Source organism: Halorussus marinus (assembly GCF_004521895.1).
GTDB lineage: Archaea > Halobacteriota > Halobacteria > Halobacteriales > Haladaptataceae > Halorussus > Halorussus marinus.
Genome location: NZ_SBIR01000003.1, coordinates 243,494 through 261,639, shown reverse-complemented (window position 1 = coordinate 261,639; position 18,146 = coordinate 243,494). Strand labels below are relative to the sequence as shown.

The window sequence follows — 18,146 nt, the reverse complement described above, 5'->3', positions numbered from 1 at the left end:
TGTTTCTCCGTGGGGGTTCACTCGACCTGCGCGAACAGCGCCTGGATGTCGAGGATGCCGAACGACCCGTCACCGTTGAAGTCGAACAGGTCGGGGTTGTCCGTCATCGTCTGACTGTTCCGATAGGTCCAGGCGGTCTGGACGTCGTTGATGTCGACTTCTCCGTCGCCGTTGACGTCCTCGTAGACACCGTCACCATCGGGATCGGTGACGGGGTCGAAGCTACCGACCGACACCTGGGTGACGGTCACCGCCGCGCCGTTCGTCGCGGTCACGTCGTAGGCCTCTCCCTGGCCGTCGCCCAGCTCGTCGACGGACAGCGTCGCATCGGTCTCACCGGGTTCGAGTCCGTCGAGCGTGACGCTCGCGACCGTGACGGCGCCTGTCGAACTCGTGTCGGCGCCGACCACGGTGATGTCCGCCGACGAGCCGTCGGCCGCGACGGTCGTCTCCTGGAATATCGGGTTGTTTTTGGTCTGGACGCCCGCGATGGACGCCGTCGCGGCGTCGTCGACCGAGACGGTCAGCTCGTACGCGCCGACGCCGGCGTCGGCGCTCTCGACGACCACGTCGATCGTTCCGCTCCCGCCGGCGACGACGTCTGCGTCCGCGGGCGAGAGACCGACTGCGGTCGAGCCCGCCGGCGCGGGCTGGTCGGGCTGGACCGTCACGGTGACCGCGTCGGTGGCCGTCTCGCCGGCCGCGTCGGTCACCGTCACCTCGAACGTCAGGTCGGTCTCGGCGTCGACCTCGGGCGCGGTGAACCCGGGCGAGGCCGAGTCCGCGTCGGTCAGCGTCGCGACGGGACCGCCGGTCTGGACCCACTCGTAGGAGAGGTCGTCGCTGTCGGGGTCGCTCGACCCGCTCGCGTCGAGCGCGACCGAGTCGCCCGCGTCGACCGTCTGGTCGTCGCCGGCGTCCGCGGTCGGCGCCTCGTTGACGGGCTGTTGGGCGACCGTCACGGTGGTCTGGGTCGAGGCGGTGACCTCCTGATCGGTGCCGTCGATGGCGGACGCCGACGCGGTGACGGTGTACTCGCCCTCCGCGGCGTCGGCCGGGACAGACGCCTCGTACTCGACGGTGTACGTCTGGTCGACGTCGTCGGCCAGCCAGATCCACTCGGTGGAGTTCGCGACGAAGGTGGCGTCACCCTCGGCCGTCTGGCTCTCGAGCGCCCAGCCGTCGGGCAGGTCGACGCCGAGCACGGGCGCGTTGACGCTGGTGGCGTTGACCTCGACGGTCATCGAGACGGTGCCGCCGGGCGCGCCGGGCCCGTCGGCCGACTGGGTCACCGCGAGCTCGCCCGTCGGGGCGGGCGGGTCGTCGGCCGCCTCGACGGTCAGCGAGCCGCTCGCGGTGTCGTTGTCGGTCGCGAGTTCGACCGCGTACTGGCCCGCCGAGAGGTCGTTCGTGTCGACCGCGAAGTCGACCTGCTGGCTCGCGCCGCCGGCCAGCGTGACGTCCTCGCTACCGACTTCTGTCCCGTCGACCGAGAGTGAGACCGTCTGAGTGCCCGCGGCGTCGCCGGCGTTCTCGACCGTCGCGGTGACGTCGGCGGAGTCGCCCTGGGTCGCCGGCGAGGCGACGGACAGGTCCGAGAGCTGGAACTCGGCCGGATCGTTGGGTTCCTCGACGGTCACCGCGGCGGTGCCGAGGTCACCGAGAGAGTACGTGCTCCCCTGCTCGTCCGAGAAGTCCAGAATCTGGTCGACGCCGCCGGCTTCCGCCGGCGAAACTATCGAGACGTCGGTCGAGCCGGCCGACTGACCTTCGAGCGTGACGGTCAGCACTGTCACCGCGCCCGTGTCGGCGGTGTCGTCGAACGCGTAGAGCGCGCTCGCTGCCGAGCCGTCGTCGGCGATGGTCGTTTCCTCGCTCCCGGGGTCGTTCCCGGCGCTGACGTCGACGATGTTCGCGACGCTCGCAGTGCCGAGCACGACGCCGATCTGTCCGGAGCCGACGCCGCCCTCGGCGTCGTCGAGGACGACCTCGACCGTCGTCGTCTCTCCGGGGGCGATCTGTTGTTCGGCGGGCGATACGCTGAGGCTCGTTGGGCCGGCCGCGCTCGCGACGCCTCCGACCATCGAGACGACGGTCAGCGCGGCGAGCACGACCGCGAGAGTCCTGGTGGACCAGTGTGTAGTGTTGTCTGACATTAGTTGTCGGCTCCCTGTTCGATTTCGTGCGATTCGTCTCGCGAGACGCGGCGGGTCGCGGCGCCGGGGCGGAACGGTCGTGCCTCTGGAGTGGCCCCGGGTCGTCGCCGCGCGGTCGGCGCTGGATTCGGTGACACGGAGTGATCAGCTCCCTCCCACGAGGTCGGCGAACAGCGCCTGGGCGTCGCCCGCCGTGACCGCGCCGTCGCCGTTGACGTCGAACGCGCCGACGTCGTTCTGGACGGCGGGGTCGTTCAGGTGGGCGAACAGCGCCTGGGCGTCGGAGACGGTGACCGTCCCGTCGCCGTTGACGTCCTCGTAGACGCCGTCGCCGTCGGGGTCGGTCGGCGCGTTCTCGAAGTCGCCGACTGGGTCGGGGCCCGTGTCGGCGCTCTGGTCGTACTCCAGTACCGCGACGTTCGAGGTCAGGCCGGTCTCGCCCTCGTCGTCGTCGGCGGTCGCGACGAAGTAGTTCAGCCCGCCGGTCGCAGAGCCGTTCGTCAGCGTGACGGGGATCTCGGCGGTCCCGTCCTCGCCGACGGTCGCGGTGTACTCCTCGACCTGGATGGCGGTGTTCGCCTCGTAGGCCTCGACGTCGTAGCCGGGCGTGCCGTCGTAGTCGGGCACGCCGTCGAGGTTCAGTTCGCCCTCGATGCGGAGTAACGTCACCGTCGACCCGGGCGCGCCCGAGACCGTGACGGTCTGGTTCGCGGTCGCCACCGTGGCGGCCGCGTGGTCGGGCGAAAGCGTCGTCTCGGCGAGCGAGACGTTCGCCACGTCGAGGGTCGGGGCGGCCGAGACGTCGGCGTCGGCCGTCGCCTGCGAGCCGCCTGCGCTGCCGTCGCCGAACAGGTCGGTCGTCGCGGTCGACCCGTCGGCGAAGTCGACCGACATCTCGGAGCCCGACAGCTCCAGTCCGGAGATGGGGCCGGCCTCGCCGCTCTGGACGCTCGACCCGCCCTTGATGCTGGTCGGGTCGTTGTCTATCTCGAACGTGACCGACTCGCCCGGCTCGAACGCGCCGAACTCGATTTGGAGCGTGTCGTAGCCGTCCGAGCCGTTAACGCCGTTGTGCGGGGCCAGAACCGTCGCGTCGACCGTCCCGCTCGTGGCGTTGTCGTTGAGCACGAAGCCCTTCGCCCCCTGATCGCCGGCGGTGCCGTCGGGGTCGAACACCACGTCGGGCAGCACCGCCGAGCTCAGGTTCAGGGTGACCGTCTCGATGGTCTCCTCGCCGGTGTTGGCGATTTCGAAGGACTCGGCGTCCCACGTCGTCGCGTCGATGCCTTCGCCGTCGTCGATCTCGATGGTCGCCTCGCCGCCGCTCGGGACGTCGGCCGACCCGTCGACCGCCGCGACCTCGATGGCAGAGACCTTGGGGTTCTCGACCGAGGACGTGAAGTCGATGTCGAGTTCGCCGTCGGTCACCTCGACCGTGTACGTCTTGGTCGTCGCGTTCAGCGCGCCGACGTCGGCGTGGATGTCGTAGTCGGCGAGTTCGACCTCGCCGCCTTCGAGGTTCGCGCTCATGACGCGCGAGCCGTCGCCGCCGGTGGTGCCGTGGTCGGTGCCGAACCAGATCTCGGCGAGGTGGACGGTGACCTCGTAGGTGCCGTCCTCGACCGGGAACGAGTAGCTTACCGGCGCGCCGTTCTGGCCGTAGCGCTCGGTGACGTACAGCGCGTCGTCGTCGGTGTCGCCGACGTCGGTGACGCCGTAGTCCGCCGAGACGTTCGTCGTCGATCCGCCGGCGAAGTAGTCGTCTGCCTGATACTCCGTTCCGTCGGCCGCGGTGTACGCCGAGCCGCCGGCGTTGACCGCGTAGACGACCTCGTCGGAGGGCTGGTCGGTGCCCTGGACGGTGACGTTCACCGCGTCGGAGTCGGTCGCGCCCCCGGCGTCGGTCACGGTGACCTCGAAGGTCAGCGTCTCGTTACCGTCGACGTCCGGCGCGGTGAAAGACGGGGCCGCGTCGTCCTGCGCGCTCAGTTGGACGTCCGGACCCGCGATCTGGGTCCACGAGTAGCCGAGTTCGTCGCCGTCGGCGTCGGTCGACCCCGTGGCGTCGAGGGTGACCGACGCGTTCTCGTCGATCGTCTGGTCGTCGCCGGCGTCGGCGGTCGGCGCGGCGTTCGCGCCGATTTCGGTCACCGTCAGCCGGTCCCAGGACGCCGAGAACGTCGAGTCGGCGCCGTTGGCCGTGCTGATGAGGCCGACCGCGAGCCCCATGTCGTCGTCGGCGTACCAGCTCTCGGGCATCGTGACCGTCTGGTCGAAGGTCACCCGCTCGCCGTCGTCGATGGCGTAGCTCGCGACGACGGTGTCGTTCGAGGGGTAGACGTCGAGGTAGAGGTCGATGGTCTGGCCGCTCCCGAACACGTCGGGCTCGGAGACCACGACCGAGTCGCTGTCGCCGACCGTCCCGTCGGTCTCTTTCAGGAGCTGGACGCCGCCGTTCGGCTCGCTCTCGGCGTCCTGAGCGCCCGCGACCAGCTTGACGTAGTTGTCCTGGTCGCCCGGGCCGATCTGCATCCCGGCGGCCTGATAGTTCTCGGGCGTCATGTCGTCCGAGAACGGCGATTCGACCGTTGTGTGGACGGTGAACGGCGCGTCGCCGGTCGCGTTCACGCCGTACTGGAACCCGTACGACTGGGAGTTCTTGGCCTCGTAGGCGTCGCCGAACGGCACCTCGTCGACCGAGAACCGCTCGGTCGCGCCGCCGGCTCGCACCTTCGAGCCGTTGTAGAGGTCGGCGTAGTCGGTGCCGTTGGTCATCAGGCCGGTGAACCCGAGGCCGAACAGCGACTGGGGGTGCTGGCCGGCTTCGAACTGCCGGTCGACCGGCATCTCGTTGTCGAGCCCGTTCTGGGGGTCGAGCGCGAACGGGTCCTCGTCGTCTGTCAGCCCGTCGCCGTCGTCGTCGTCGTCGACCGAGTCGGGGACGCCGTCCTGGTCCCAGTCGTCGGGCTGGGAGGCCTGCGAGCAGGGGTCGGTGCCCGCGGCGTTCTCGTCGGCGTTGGTGTAGCCGTCGCCGTCGGCGTCGCCGTCCGGCTCGTAATCCGGGGATTCGGGGTCAGTCCCGAGACACTGCTCGCCCGCCGAGCCGCCGTAGTCGTTGGGCTCGAAGACGGTGATCGCGTTGCTGCCGTAGGTGGCCGCCCACACGGTGCCCGGGAACTCGTCGTCGTCGCCCTGCGCGTGGACGTCGAGGGGGTTGCTCCCGATGTTCTGGAAGACGGGCTCGGAGGCGGTCGCCTCGGTCCCCTGGGCGTTGAGTTCGACGCGCTCGACGTCGCCGGAGTTCCACATCGCCAACAGCAGGTCGCCCTGCATCTCGCCGCCGAAGTTCGACGCCGGGTAGACGTCCATCCCCTGGGGCGTCGCGCCGTAGGTTTCGAGCGCCTCGCTCGGCGAGGAGCCGTTCGTGGGCGCGATGAAGTCGCAGTTGATGGGATCGTGGAGGCCGTCGTCGACCGCGCCGGCGAACTCGCTGGTGGCGTTGCCGCGGGTCGGGTTGGGGTGGCCCCCGTAGTAGTCCTCGCCCTCGATGTGATAGACGCCGGGGGCGGAGTACTCGTCCTGCTCGTTCTGGGCGTTGGTGCACTCGCCCGACGGCCCCTCGTTGACGACGATGCCGCCCCAGCCGGGGTTGGCGCTGTTGTCGGTCGCGTACAACTCGCCGTCCTCGCTGAGGGCGATGTCGTAGGCGTTCCGGTAGCCCGGCGAGTAGACGTCGACCGGGCCGTCGGCGGTCCAGTTGGCCATGTTCGCACCGTCTTGTCCGCCGAAGGGCGTCTCGGTGCCCTGGAGCGTCGGCAGGTCGTAGATGTACGTCGCGTCGGTGTGTGCGGCGTCCTTCTCGGCCATCCCGTCGAGCTGGTCGAGGTCGACCGAGAGGACGGCCGCCGACAGCGCGTACTCGGGGGTCAGCGCGAAGTTGTCCGAGGGAGCGCCCTTGTTGGTGTGGCCGCCCTGCGCGAGGTAGAGGACGTTCTCCTCGGCGTCGTACTGGACGCCGTTTGTCGCGTGGTTCTCCTCGGAGCGCGGCAGGCCGCGCACGAGCACGTCGTGGTCCCACCCGGAGTCGGTCTGGGTGAGCCGCGAGACGGTGCCCGAGTTGGTGTCGAGTCCACTGTCGGTGTGACTGCCGCCCGCACCGATGCGCGGGTCGCTCGACGTCGCGTACAGGACGGGCGTCGAGGCGGTTCCCTCGACCGTGATTCCGGTCACCTGCCGGCCGTCGACGTTCGGGTTGTACGAGCCGTCGTCGTCGTGGTTCGGGAGGTTCTGGACGGCCGAGATGACCTCGGTGTCGGTCACCTCGTAGTCGTTCTCGCCGTTGCGGGCGATCTCGAACGCCTTGATCTCCCCGCTCTGCTGGGCGACGTAGAGCCGGCCGTCGGGGCCGAAGTCGAGCGACGTCGGGTTGCCGAGGTCGGCGCCGAGCCCGCTGACGCCGAAGCCGACGGGCACGTCGCTCGCGCCCTCGCCCGAGAGGTCGACCGTCACCGGCGAGTTGCTCCCGTTGTGGCTGACTTTGAGGGTCGCCGACTTGGGCTGGGCGTCCGTCGGGGCGAACGTAACCGGGACGCTCGCCGTCTCGCCGGGCGCGAGCGTCGTCGCGCTCGGCGCGCCGGCCGAGAACTCGTCGGCGTCCGCGCCCGCGACCGACGCGTCCTCGATGGAGATGTCGGCGTCGCCCGTGCCGCCGAGGTTCGTCAGCGTGACCTGATCGGTCTCGCTGTCACCCGTGAGGACCGTCCCCGCGTCGACGGTCGAGGGAGCACCGAGCGTGTTCGGCTGGGCCTCGGCGCTCACGACCTCGATGGCGTTGATCTGGGGGTTCTGCTCCACATGCGCGAAGTCGACGTCGATGGTGCCGTCACTGACGACGCTGAACGACGCCATCCCGCCGGTCTGGTCGCCGTATTCGGCGATGGGGTCGAAGTTCTCGACGGTCTGGTCCTCGACGCTCACGTCGAAGACGCGGTCGCCGACCGCGCTGGTCTCGGCGTAGCCGTCGTAGAAGTAGAGCCGGACCTCGACCTGCTGGCCCGACGGAACGTCGAACTCGTACTGCATCTCGCCGTCGGTCGGCGGGTCGTACCGTTCGTTCGTCCAGACGCCGGCCGGCGTCCCATCCGGCACCGACGCGTCGAGCGAGTCCGGCGCTGGATTGCTCGAAGTCTGGCTGTTACCGCCCGCCAGGTAGGCAGAGTCGGACTCCCAGTCCTGGCCGCCATCGGTCGCGGAGACGCTTCCGCCCGCGTTCACGCGGTACAACACGTCGCTGGCTTCCTGTGCTTGCGCAGTCCCGACGACCGACAGCGCGCCGGCCCCGGCCGCCGACGTCACCAGCAACACCGAGAAGACGACTGCAAGCAACCGAGCCGCGTTTCGCGTACTGTTCATCCGACGCCTCCCGCTCGTGGTGTGTGTGGACTCATGTGTCTGTGCGGGCGCCGACCGGCCGCCGGTTTCGGATCCCCGCGCCGCCACGCGTACGAGGCGGCTAACTGACGACAAAACGAGAGCTAACGTCGCTCCGACCGAGCTTAACTTCCGTTTCTCGGGGCCTAACGGCCGATACGGCGCCATCGTCCACCGAGCCGACACGTACCGACTTTGTTATGAGTCGGCTGTGTGATATCTGGACGACCGAGAGCGCCACACAAGGAGCTCCTACGTCGTTTCAGGCGGGGACTGACAGCGACCGAACGACCGACGGGATCGGGGTCGAGCGGGCGAGACGTCTCGAACCGAGAGCGGTCGGGGATCGGCCGTGCGTCGACGGGTACCGGCCGCTACACGCCCACAGAGACAGAGAAAAGGCAGTTAGGCTCCGCGTACCGGGGTCGCGGTCGGGTCGGAACCGATCGCGTTCGTCGTCAGTCGCCACGCCGAGGGTCGCCGTCGCCGGCGTCAGATCGCCTCTCGGAGGTACTCGGGGTCGGCGAAGGGCTCGTCCTCTCCCTCGACAGCCAGCACGTCGAGCGCGGTGACCTCCGCCCCGACCCCGAGCAGGCCCGCGAGGCTCGGGGTGGTCCGGCCCTCGTCGCCGCTCACGAGCTCTTTGACGTAGAGGCCGCCCTCGCCGTGGATCCGTAGTTCGGCGCGGCGCGGCCCTTCGAGGTCGCCCGAGATGTCGTAGACGGTCCGGGTCCGGGTCTTGCTCGCGCGCCGGTGGTCGACGCGGCTAGGCGTGTCCTGCTCGACCGTCGTCCCGTCGAGCTCCGCGAGCGCCTCCTCGAGAGCCGGCTCGGTCACGTCGTCGTCGAACGCGACGTCCATCCGGTAGGTCTTCGAGGCGTCGAGTTCCTTGACGCGCTCGACCATCTCGTGGGTCGCCAGCGCGAGGTCGGTGACCTCGGCCTTCCCGTCGGCGAACTCGTTGATCTCGGCTTCGAGCGCGTCGGTGTCGACGCTCCGGACCCGGGGCTGTTTGACCTCGATCACGAACGGCCGGCCGGTGTCGAGCATCAGCGCGTCGACGTCCTCGCGGCCCGCGCCGTGGAAAAGCGCCTCCTCGCCGTCCATCGCCTCACGGACCGGCGGCGTGGTGAGCTCCTCGACGCTCTCGTCGTAGAGGTACCCCGACCCGCCACAGTACTCGCAGGGTTCCTCGCCGCCGTCGCTCGCGAGCTGTTTGCCCGAGCCCCCACACTCCCGGCAGGGCCACTCCGTCTGGGGGATGTCGCGTTCGAGCTTCCGGTACCGGCCGTAGACGAACGCCGAGTTCACCTGCACCTCGACGGCGTGCTCGGAGATCTCCTCGCGCTCGGGGTCGACGTTCAGGAGCGCCAGCACGTCGGGACGCTCGAAGTCGACCTCGGTGTCGGTGAGCCGGCCGACGCGCTTGCCGACCTCGCGGTTGAACTCCGATTTGAACAGCTCGCCGGCGTCCTCGGGGAGGCCCGCGGACTCCCGGAGCAGGACCTCGTTTTCCTCGACCAGCGGGGGCGTCCGGGTGCCGACCTGGTAGGTGTCGAACGACCAGCCCTCCAGCGCGTCGGCGACCGTCTGGGCCCACGCGTCGAACCGCCGGCTCTCGCCCTCACAGACCCAACACTCCGCGCCCGGCTCCTCGTAGGGGTCGTCGTCCTCCAGCGCGACCGCGACCCGGAGGGCCGAGCCGCGCTCGCGGTTCGTCAGTCCGAAGCTCCGGTCGGCGAAACACCGACCGAGGCAGGCCTCACACACCGGGCCGTTCTCGATGACCCGGCGGGCGTCGGCGAGGATGGTCATATCTGATCCGTGGGGTTCGGGCGGTAAACGGGTTTCTCATTCGGACGGGTCGGCGCCGGACGCCCGGTAGCCCGCCGCGCCGTGCCAGACCACCGACCAGTCGGCCGGGCTCGGGAGGCCGCTCGCGCCCGCCGCGACGAGGAGGGCGGTTCCCACGCGGTCGCCGGTCGCGGTCGGGTCGGGGAGGACGCCCGCGGCGGCCAGCACGAGCGGGAGCGCCAGCACGACCGGGAGCGCGGCGGCGACCCGGACCGCCCACTCCGGGGCGTCGGGCGGCAGATCGGTGACCTCGACTCGGACGAGTCCCCCGGAGAGAGCGTCGGGGAGCGCGGCGAGCGCGGGAGTCTCGGTGCTGGCTTCGCCCGGCAGGAGCGTGACGGTGTAGTCCGCGCCGAGGAGCCGAAGCGGGACGACGTGGAGGAGCTCGTGGGCACAGACCCCGACCGCGAGCGCGCCGAGGCCGACGACGGCGGCCACGAGCCAGTCGAGCGGGAGGGACATCGACGGTGCCGGCGGTGCTCAGTCGGGGTACTCAACTGTTGTGGATTTCGGCGGGCGGCCCGCGTCGGGTCGGCGGGCCCCCACGATTTAGTGGCCGGACTGCGTCGGTCCTGCCATGTCCTACCGCGCCAACTACGCGCCGGTGGCCGTCAGCGCGCACCTCGGCCCGAACCGGGAAGCCATCGACGTGCCGTGGGCCGACTACGTGGGCGACGCCACGCCCGAGTACGAGTTCGAGGTTCCGACCGCGGACTCGACCGACGCCTACCTCGGCCTGCGGGCGTTCCGCGTCGGGGCCTACGGCCACGAGATCGAGGTGAACGGCGAGCCCCTGAGCGGCTTCGACCTGCCGCCGGCCGACGGCTGGCAGTACTGGGAGGACCTGCTCACCGACGCCGAACTCCGGGAGGGGACCAACGCGATACGGGTGGTCCGCGACGAGACGACCGACGACAGCTTCGCGGTGAACACCGTCACGGTCCACTGGCGCGAACCCGTCGAGTGAGTCCCTCGCCGGGACTCGGCCTTGCCCCCACTCGAACCTTTAGGTGGCTCGCCCGCGTCGGGGCGGTATGGAAGTCGTACCCACAGACGAGGAGGAATCGACCGAGGCCGTCGAGGGCGTCCACCTCTCGATCCTCGCGGGCGGCGACGAGATGAACGTCCAGCACTTCCGTATCGAGCCCGGCGCGACGGTCCCCGAGCACGACCACCCCCACGAGCAGACCGGCTACCTCACCGGCGGGACGCTCACGTTCGTCGTCGACGGCGAGGAGATCGAAGTCACCGACGGCGACTCCTACGCGATCCCGGGCGAGGAGCCCCACGCCGCCGAGAACCGCGGCGACGAGCCGGTGACCGGCGTCGACGTGTTCAGTCCGCCCCGCGAGAACCCCGACTGGCAGGAGTAGCTCTCGGGCGCGAACCCCAAAAAACGGAGACTGTGGACGGTCGGGAACCGTTCGTGGCGTCGTCGACCGACCGCTCGGAAAACGGTCTACGACAGCTTCTCGATGTTCTCACAGATCGCGTCGGCGTACTCGCTGGTGCCGACCTTCTCGGCGTCCTCGCGCTGGCGGGCGAGGTCGTAGGTGACCGTCCCTGACGAGATGGTCTCCTCGACGGCGTCACGGATGAGTTCGCCCGTGTCGTCCCAGCCGAGGTACTCGAACATGAGCCGCCCCGAGAGGATGAGCGCGGTCGGGTTCGCCATGTCCTGGCCGGCGCGCTTGGGCGCCGAGCCGTGGACGGGTTCGGCGAGACACCGGTTGTCGCCGAAGTTCGCGCCGGGCGCGATGCCGAGCCCGCCGATCTGGGCGCCGGCGGCGTCCGAGAGGTAGTCGCCGTTGAGGTTCGGCATGGCGAGCACGTCGAACTCGTCGGTCCGGAGTTGCATCCACTGGAGCATCGCGTCGGCGAGTCGCTCTTCGACCATCACGGCGTCCTCGGGGATGTCGACCTCGTCTTGCTCCTCCCAGAGGGAGTCGGGCGCGGCGAAGACCTCCTCGTCGGGGTACTCCTCCTCGGCGACCTCCATGCCCCACTCGCCGAACTGGCCCTCGGTGAACTTCATGATGTTGCCCTTGTGGACCAGCGTGACCTTGTCGCGGTCGTTCTCGATCGCGTAGTCGATGGCCTCGCGGACGAGGCGCTTGCTGCCCTTCTCGGAGATCGGCTTGAGGCCCAGCCCGATCGGACCCTCGTGCATCGTCTCGTCGAAGCCCATCTCCTCCTCGACGAACTCCCGAACCTGCTCGGCCTCGTCGGTGCCGGCCTCCCACTCGATGCCGGCGTAGACGTCTTCGGTGTTCTCGCGGAACGTGACCATGTCCATCTCCTCGGGCGCCTTCATCGGGGAAGGGACGCCGTCGAGGTAGTAGGTCGGTCGGACGTTCGCGTAGAGGTCGAGGGTCTGGCGGAGCGCGACGTTGAGCGACCGGAACCCGGCGCCGACGGGCGTCGTGAGCGGGCCCTTGATCGCGACGCGGTGTTCGCGGATGGCCTCGACGGTCTCGTCGGGGAGGTTCTCGTCGTACTTCTCGCGGGCGCTCTCGCCGGCGTAGAGCCGCATCCAGTTCACCTCGCGTCCTGTCGCTTCGGCGGCCGTCTCCAGTACCTTCTGGGCGGCCGGGCCGACGTCCTGCCCGATCCCGTCGCCGTGGATGATGGGGATGATCGGGTCCTCGGGGACGTGGAGGCCCTCCTCGCCTTCCGCTTCGACGGTGATCTTCTGGCCGCTTTCGGGGACGTCTACCTTGTCGTAGCTCATGAACGTTCAAACGTGCGAGCGAGGAGGATAAAAGGCCTGCCGTTTCGTCGCGTGTGGGACGCGTACGCACTTATATTCCTAAAATACGCCCCGAAGAGAGTAGTCGTTCGGGCGCGAGCACGCCCGCGGCGTTCGGGCGCTTTTCTCCCCCGACTGTCGACTCTGACCGGGGGCGGTCCCGAAGATTCAGGTACGAACGCGCCCGACGGAGAGGTATGTACGCCGTCGTCGGCTGTAGCGACTGCGGGGCGCTCAAGCTCGTCGAGGGCCGGCCCGAGACGACCGAGTGCCCGCGGTGTGGCACGCGCAGGAAGTTCGAGAAGCTAAAGAAGTTCGTCGAGACCGACGACGAGGATCACGCCCGGGAGGTCCGGGCGTCGATGCTCGCCAACCGGCAGGGCGAGGGCGAGTCGTTCGCGCAACTGGACTCGTTCTCGGAGATGGAGGCCCGCGTCGAGGAGGCGGTCGTCGACGACGAGGCGTTCCTCGAAGCCTCGGGGATCGACGCCGACGAAGTGGCGGCCGCCGGCGAGCGAGCCGAAAACCGAACGGCCGGTTCGGGACGCTCGCGCAAGGACACCGTCCTCGACGCGCTCCGGGCGCTCGACCGACCGACCGAAGACGAGGTGATCGCGTACGCCGACGAGCGCGGCGTCCCGGCCGACTACGTCCGTGACGCGCTCGGCAAACTGGTCCGCCGTGGCGAGGTCACCGAGAGCCGCGGGGAGTACCGGCTACTGTAGCAGTAGTTGTTAGCGCAGATTCCGTATTCCGGGCGGTTTCTGAGACGGGCTCGGCTGTTATTTGGGCTTGGTGCTCTCGCCCGATTATCGCACTCGCGCAATCACAGAGGAAAGATCGGACTGTGCGTCGGACGGTGGGCGTGCTCGTTGATCGACTATGTATATGAGAATACGAGCATTAATATTAAGAACGCAGTTTTCACTTTCTGAGAAGATGTTGGCGGTTACTTGTACCGATACTGAGTATCTCTGCCTGTGACATCTCATCTCGACAGTGACGCGGTACGATCGACCGAATGGGTTCGTAACCACCTGGACCGGTTCCGGACCGACGACCCCGACTATCGGCTCGTCGAAGTCGATATGGACCCGGACGTGTACGACGACTGGCACATACCGGGGGCCGTACAGATCGACTGGGAAGAAGACATCATCGACGGGCTCGGCGGCAACGTCGTTGCTCCGAGCGAGGCCGAATCATTGTTCGGCGATCTGGGAATCACGCGAGACACCACGGTCGTCGTCTACGGCGACCAAGCGAACTGGTTCGCCGGCCACGCCTACTGGGTGCTTAACTACTACCAGCACGACAACATCCAGTTGCTCGATGGTGGCCGCCGGCACTGGCGACTCGAAGGCTACGAACAGACGCAGGGCGACGTCGAGTACCCGTCCCGCGAATACGAGATCGACGGGACCAACGAAGACATCCGCGGGTACAAAGAAGACATCATGGATAGTCTCGACGGAGACAGGCCGATTATCGACGTCCGAAACCCACAGGAGTACCGTGGTGAAAAGCCACCAGCGGAGATCCCGAATACCACCGATCGCGAGGGTCACATTCCAACCGCGGCAAACGTCCCGTGGGGAAAAGCGGTCAACGCCGATGGCACATTCAAGTCAGAGTCGGAACTCCGAGAGATTTACGGCGAGTACATCGACCCGGACAGATCCACGGTCGCGTATTGCCGTATCGGGGAGCGCTCATCGATCACGTGGTTCGTTCTTTCGGAACTCCTCGGTGTCGATGCTGTCAACTACGACGGGTCGTGGACGGAATGGGCGGCTGACGACGCGGCGCCAGTAGAGAAGGCCACTGAGCCTGCACTCAAGGAGGGCGATTTCTAATGACACTCACAGCCAACGAGCCGAGTGGTACCGTACGCGGTGAGATGGTACAGGTTTGCATCGACGGAGTGATGTCCGTGTATCAGAGTCGGATGCGGGATATGCTCGACGAGGAGGGAATCGACAGACCCGATCCCCAACCCGACGAGTGGTATCCACTTGCGAAGTTTCTCCACGTACTGACGGCGGTCGAACGCAACACCGGCGAGAGCGCCCTGGCTAAGATCGGCGAGTCCACGCCGCGGTTTCTCGATTGGACATCGACTATCGACTCGCCACACGAGGGACTGAACCACCTCCCCGAAATGTACGAAACCGAACACCGCCAGGCACCGGGCGAGTACACGTACGAAAAGACGGGTGAGAACCAAGCCGAGATCACCTCGACGACACCCTACCCGACGCAGTGGGAGAAAGGCTTTCTCAAAGGCACAGCCCAACACTTCGAAGCCGAATACGCCCACGCGAGGGTCGATGACGACGGCCCCGAGACGACTTTCGAAGTTCACTGGTAGGACCGACAGCCATTCGATGTGTGTTGGCGGGGCCCTGTTGAATAGCCCCCTGTGGGAGGGTGAAGCGACACCACATTTGGGATCTCCTTTCACAGCCACTCACAGTGTGACTCAGTTCACTTATCTACACGACCACTGCTATTCAACGGAGCAGTGCAGTCCGTAGACGCCGTATCGATACGGCCTGAGTAGCCGCTCGTTCGTCGGACGTGGCCACGGGTTCGATTTCGTCAAGGCAGTCACGCACTGTCTCGAATTCGTCGCGAGAGCAACTGAGATACGCGGCCACCACCAGATGTATTCAAATCACTCACAATACTTGACTAGACCGCTATAGCAACAGAACTTTTACAGTTCGCTCTGCACGTCGAGCGAGTCCATCGAATCCACGTCGGCACTGATATCTCGAATACGTTCGGTCTGTTGTTCGTTTGCGGCTGCGATGGCCTCTGCTTTGTCGACGACCCGTTCGAAGTCCGCCGCAGTCTGGTCGACCATACTGGCGATCTCTTCGGTGCTTGCGGCTTGATCGTCCGTCGCATCCGCGACCTCTGTGACGCCGTCAGATACGTCTTCGACGACGTCAGCGATCTGCGTGAACGTCTCGCTGGAGCTTTCTATCTTCTCTGCACCCTGCTGAACAACGTCGTTGGTTTCTTCGAGGCTCTTGACCGTCTCGGAAGTGTTTTGGCGGACATCAGTGACGATCGATTCGATCTCAGATGCGCGTTGCTGTGACTCCTCGGCCAGCGATTTCACCTCATCAGCGACGACTGCAAAGCCGTCGCCAGCTTGACCCGCGTTGGCTGCTTCGATCGAGGCGTTCAGCGCGAGCATGTTCGTCTGGTCGGCAATGTCGTTGATAACATCGACGAGTTCGTCGATCTGCTGGACGCTCTCGTCGAGGTCGCGAATATCTGCGGTCACGTCGGCCGCCGCGCGCTCGATACTTTCCATGATATCGATCGTTTCTTCGGCTTCGGTCTTCCCGGATTCAGCTTCTTCACGGGCTCGCTGGCTGGTGGATTCGACCTGATCTGTTGTCGCGGCGATTTCCTCGACCGTTGCGGTGAGCGAGGCGATCTCTTCGGAGATCTCGGTAATCGACTCAAGTTGGTGGGACGCTTGGTCGCTGATCGTTTGGGAGTTTTCGGCCACTTCCTCCGACGATTCTTCGAGATCGTCAACAGCCGTTTTGATATCGCTGACGGCGGTCTTACGAGCTGAAATATCCTGGAACGTCTCACTAATAGCGACGATATCGCCTTCGGCGTCATAGATCGGCCTGACGACTAGTTCTGTTGGGATGACACGCCCGTCGTAACTCTCTTTTTCTACCTCGACGCGGATCTCTTCGCTCTCTTCATCGACGATCTGTTTCAGTGTACAGTTTCCAGTTCCGCACACCTCCGGATTACAGAACTGGTCGTAGCACTTGACGAACTCGCTCTCCTCGGCATCTACGCCGCCCAGTTCTTTCATCTGCTCGTTCTCGACCACGACGTTGAAATTCAAATCGAGGATACGCATCGCCGCACCCGTCGATTCCATCACCTGACGGAGGTTTTTTGTAAGGACGTCCCAGAGTTCGTCCTCTGGTAGTTCTTTTCCTCCCGAAATAGGCTGTGAGAAGTCTTTTTCTGCCGTCGAACCGCCCTCTTTCATTGCCATGCTGCCGTGTTTCTGGCAGGTATATTTCAATTCTTTCCTAACGGCTTTCACGCCTTTCCCCGTCTTTACCGCGGTGTCATAGAATCGTTCGCATGCCGAACGACTCGTTCAGTGCTATCAGCTTTCAGTCTGCTGTCTGTGACTCCCTAAGAATCCTCGGCCCTGACCTGACGCGAGTTGACCCAGCAAGAACTCTCAAAAGTATAATTTATAATCGCGACTCGCCGGCGCGCCGCGAATGGGAACTGTTAGGGGCCGGCCGGCCGACCACCCGGGTATGACCGACGCCGATTCCGACGCGGAGGCCGGCGATCCCGAGGCGCTCGCCGAACGCGTCCGCACGGGCGAGTTGCGACTCCACGAACTGGACGACCGGGTCGACGCCGAGACGGCCGCGGCGGCCCGTCGCCGCCTGCTCGAAGCCGAGACCGACGCCGACCTCGACGCCGTCGGCGACTACGGTATCGACGCCGCGCAGGCCAGCGACGCCAACGTCGAGAACATGGTCGGGGCGGCCCAGATCCCGATGGGCGTCGCCGGCCCCGTGGCGGTGGCCGGCGGGTCGGCCGACGGCGACTACTACCTCCCGCTGGCGACCACCGAGGGCGCGCTGGTCGCGAGCGTGAACCGCGGCTGTTCGGTCGTCGCGACCGCGGGCGGCGCGGACGCCCGGGTGACGAAGTCGGGGATGACCCGCGCGCCCGTCTTCCGGGTGTCGGGCGTCGCCGAGGCCGAGGAGGTCGTCTCGTGGGTCGGCGACCACCGCGAGCGCCTCCGGGAGGCCGCCGAGTCGACCACCAGCCACGGCGAACTGCTCGACGTGGACACCTACGTGGTCGGCGACTCGGTCTTCCTGCGGTTCGTCTACGACACCAAAGACGCGATGGGGATGAACATGGCCACCATCGCGACCCGCGAGGCCGCACAGGTCGTCGAAGACGAGACGCCGGCGTCGCTGGTCGCGCTCTCGGGGAACCTCTGTACGGACAAGAAGCCCGCCGCGATCAACGCCGTCGAGGGTCGGGGCCGGAGCGTGACCGCCGACGTGACGATCCCGCGCGAGACCGTCGAGGAGCGACTCCACACCACGCCCGAGGCCATCGAGGAGGCCAACACCCGAAAGAACCTCGTCGGGAGCGCGAAGGCCGGCAGTCTGGGGTTCAACGCCCACGCCGCGAACGTGGTCGCGGCCGCCTTCCTCGCCACCGGCCAGGACGCCGCGCAGGTCGTGGAGGGATCGAACGCGATCACGACCGTCGAGGCCCGCCAAGACGAGCTGTACGCCAGCGTGAGCCTCGCCAGCCTCGAAGTCGGCACGGTCGGCGGGGGCACCAAGCTCCCGACCCAGTCGGAGGCCCTCGACGTGCTCGGACTCCGGGGCGGCGGCGACCCCGCGGGGGACAACGCCGACGCGCTCGCCGAGATCATCGCGGTCGGCGCGCTCGCCGGCGAGCTATCGCTTTTGGCGGCGCTGGCCTCCCGGCACCTCTCGTCGGCCCACGAGGACCTCGGCCGGTAGCGCGGTCGACTGGGGGCGCCGGCGCGACGGACAGACCCCGCTCGTGGCGGCGCGACGGATCGACCGACCAGCAACGCTCTTTGCCCTCCCGTCCCTCGGGCCGACCATGAAGTGGAAGCTGTTCGCTGACCTCGCCGAGGTGACCGGCGGCAAGGAGATCGCGGTCGACGCCGAACCCGGCGACACGGTCGGGGCGGCGCTCTCGGCGCTGGTCGAGGACCACCCGGCGCTCGAAGACCGCATCTACGACGACGGAGACCTCCGCGAGCACATCAACGTCCTCCGAAACGGGACGAACGTCTCCGCCGAGGACGGACTGGACACCGAACTCGACGCCGGCGACGAACTCGCGCTGTTCCCGCCGGTCAGCGGCGGGTGAACCAGCCAGAAGGCCTT

General features: G+C 67.3%; 13 protein-coding genes. 7 read left to right on the top strand and 6 right to left on the bottom strand.

All coding sequences use genetic code 11. The features are described 5' to 3' along the window. Positions 1–17: 17 nt before the first annotated feature. From EPL04_RS05465 to EPL04_RS05450, 4 genes are all read right to left on the bottom strand, one after another. Positions 18–2,156, bottom strand: a complete 2,139-nt coding sequence (locus EPL04_RS05465; protein WP_134670172.1) for a PKD domain-containing protein — start codon at positions 2,154–2,156, stop codon at positions 18–20. Between the two features lie 144 nt (positions 2,157–2,300). Then, positions 2,301–7,568 (bottom strand): malectin domain-containing carbohydrate-binding protein, encoded by a 5,268-nt coding sequence (locus tag EPL04_RS05460; protein WP_167599426.1) that lies wholly within the window; start codon positions 7,566–7,568, stop codon positions 2,301–2,303. A 510-nt stretch (positions 7,569–8,078) separates the two neighbouring features. Next, entirely contained in the window at positions 8,079–9,401 is a 1,323-nt protein-coding gene (locus EPL04_RS05455) for a tRNA pseudouridine(54/55) synthase Pus10 (RefSeq protein ID WP_134670169.1), read from the bottom strand. Positions 9,402–9,437: 36 nt separating this feature from the next. Next, positions 9,438–9,902, bottom strand: a complete 465-nt coding sequence (locus tag EPL04_RS05450; RefSeq protein WP_134670167.1) for a hypothetical protein — start codon at positions 9,900–9,902, stop codon at positions 9,438–9,440. Between the two features lie 115 nt (positions 9,903–10,017). Between EPL04_RS05450 and EPL04_RS05445 the strand changes: the two genes are divergently transcribed. After that, on the top strand, positions 10,018–10,407 hold the full coding sequence (locus EPL04_RS05445; protein ID WP_134670165.1) for a DUF7383 domain-containing protein: 390 nt from the start codon (positions 10,018–10,020) through the stop codon (positions 10,405–10,407). Between the two features lie 67 nt (positions 10,408–10,474). Further along, positions 10,475–10,813: a cupin domain-containing protein gene (locus EPL04_RS05440; protein WP_134670164.1), complete on the top strand. Its 339-nt coding sequence runs from the start codon at positions 10,475–10,477 to the stop codon at positions 10,811–10,813. Between the two features lie 86 nt (positions 10,814–10,899). Here the strand turns inward: EPL04_RS05440 and icd are convergent, their stop codons facing one another. Then, positions 10,900–12,171, bottom strand: a complete 1,272-nt coding sequence (gene icd, locus EPL04_RS05435; RefSeq protein WP_134670162.1) for an NADP-dependent isocitrate dehydrogenase — start codon at positions 12,169–12,171, stop codon at positions 10,900–10,902. A gap of 215 nt (positions 12,172–12,386) precedes the next feature. Between icd and EPL04_RS05430 the strand changes: the two genes are divergently transcribed. The 3 genes from EPL04_RS05430 to EPL04_RS05420 all read left to right on the top strand — a co-directional run bounded on the left by EPL04_RS05430 (position 12,387) and on the right by EPL04_RS05420 (position 14,560). Then, positions 12,387–12,914: a DUF5817 domain-containing protein gene (locus EPL04_RS05430; RefSeq protein WP_134670160.1), complete on the top strand. Its 528-nt coding sequence runs from the start codon at positions 12,387–12,389 to the stop codon at positions 12,912–12,914. A 255-nt stretch (positions 12,915–13,169) separates the two neighbouring features. After that, positions 13,170–14,045 (top strand): sulfurtransferase, encoded by an 876-nt coding sequence (locus EPL04_RS05425; RefSeq protein ID WP_209019573.1) that lies wholly within the window; start codon positions 13,170–13,172, stop codon positions 14,043–14,045. Continuing rightward, the gene (locus tag EPL04_RS05420; RefSeq protein WP_134670158.1) at positions 14,045–14,560 is read left to right on the top strand and encodes a hypothetical protein; all 516 of its coding nucleotides are present in this window, start codon (positions 14,045–14,047) and stop codon (positions 14,558–14,560) included. Before EPL04_RS05425 ends, EPL04_RS05420 begins: the two co-directional genes overlap by 1 nt. 348 nt (positions 14,561–14,908) lie before the next feature. Here EPL04_RS05420 and EPL04_RS05415 read toward each other — a convergent pair whose 3' ends face one another. Next, a complete protein-coding gene (locus EPL04_RS05415; protein ID WP_134670156.1) occupies positions 14,909–16,231 on the bottom strand; it encodes a methyl-accepting chemotaxis protein in 1,323 nt (440 codons plus the stop codon). Positions 16,232–16,508: 277 nt separating this feature from the next. On the opposite strand from EPL04_RS05415, the gene hmgA reads away from it, so the two are divergent. Both hmgA and EPL04_RS05405 read left to right on the top strand, forming a co-directional pair. Continuing rightward, the gene (gene hmgA, locus EPL04_RS05410; RefSeq protein ID WP_134670154.1) at positions 16,509–17,750 is read left to right on the top strand and encodes a hydroxymethylglutaryl-CoA reductase (NADPH); all 1,242 of its coding nucleotides are present in this window, start codon (positions 16,509–16,511) and stop codon (positions 17,748–17,750) included. Positions 17,751–17,856: 106 nt separating this feature from the next. After that, positions 17,857–18,129, top strand: a complete 273-nt coding sequence (locus tag EPL04_RS05405; protein WP_134670152.1) for a ubiquitin-like small modifier protein 1 — start codon at positions 17,857–17,859, stop codon at positions 18,127–18,129. Positions 18,130–18,146 lie beyond the last annotated feature (17 nt).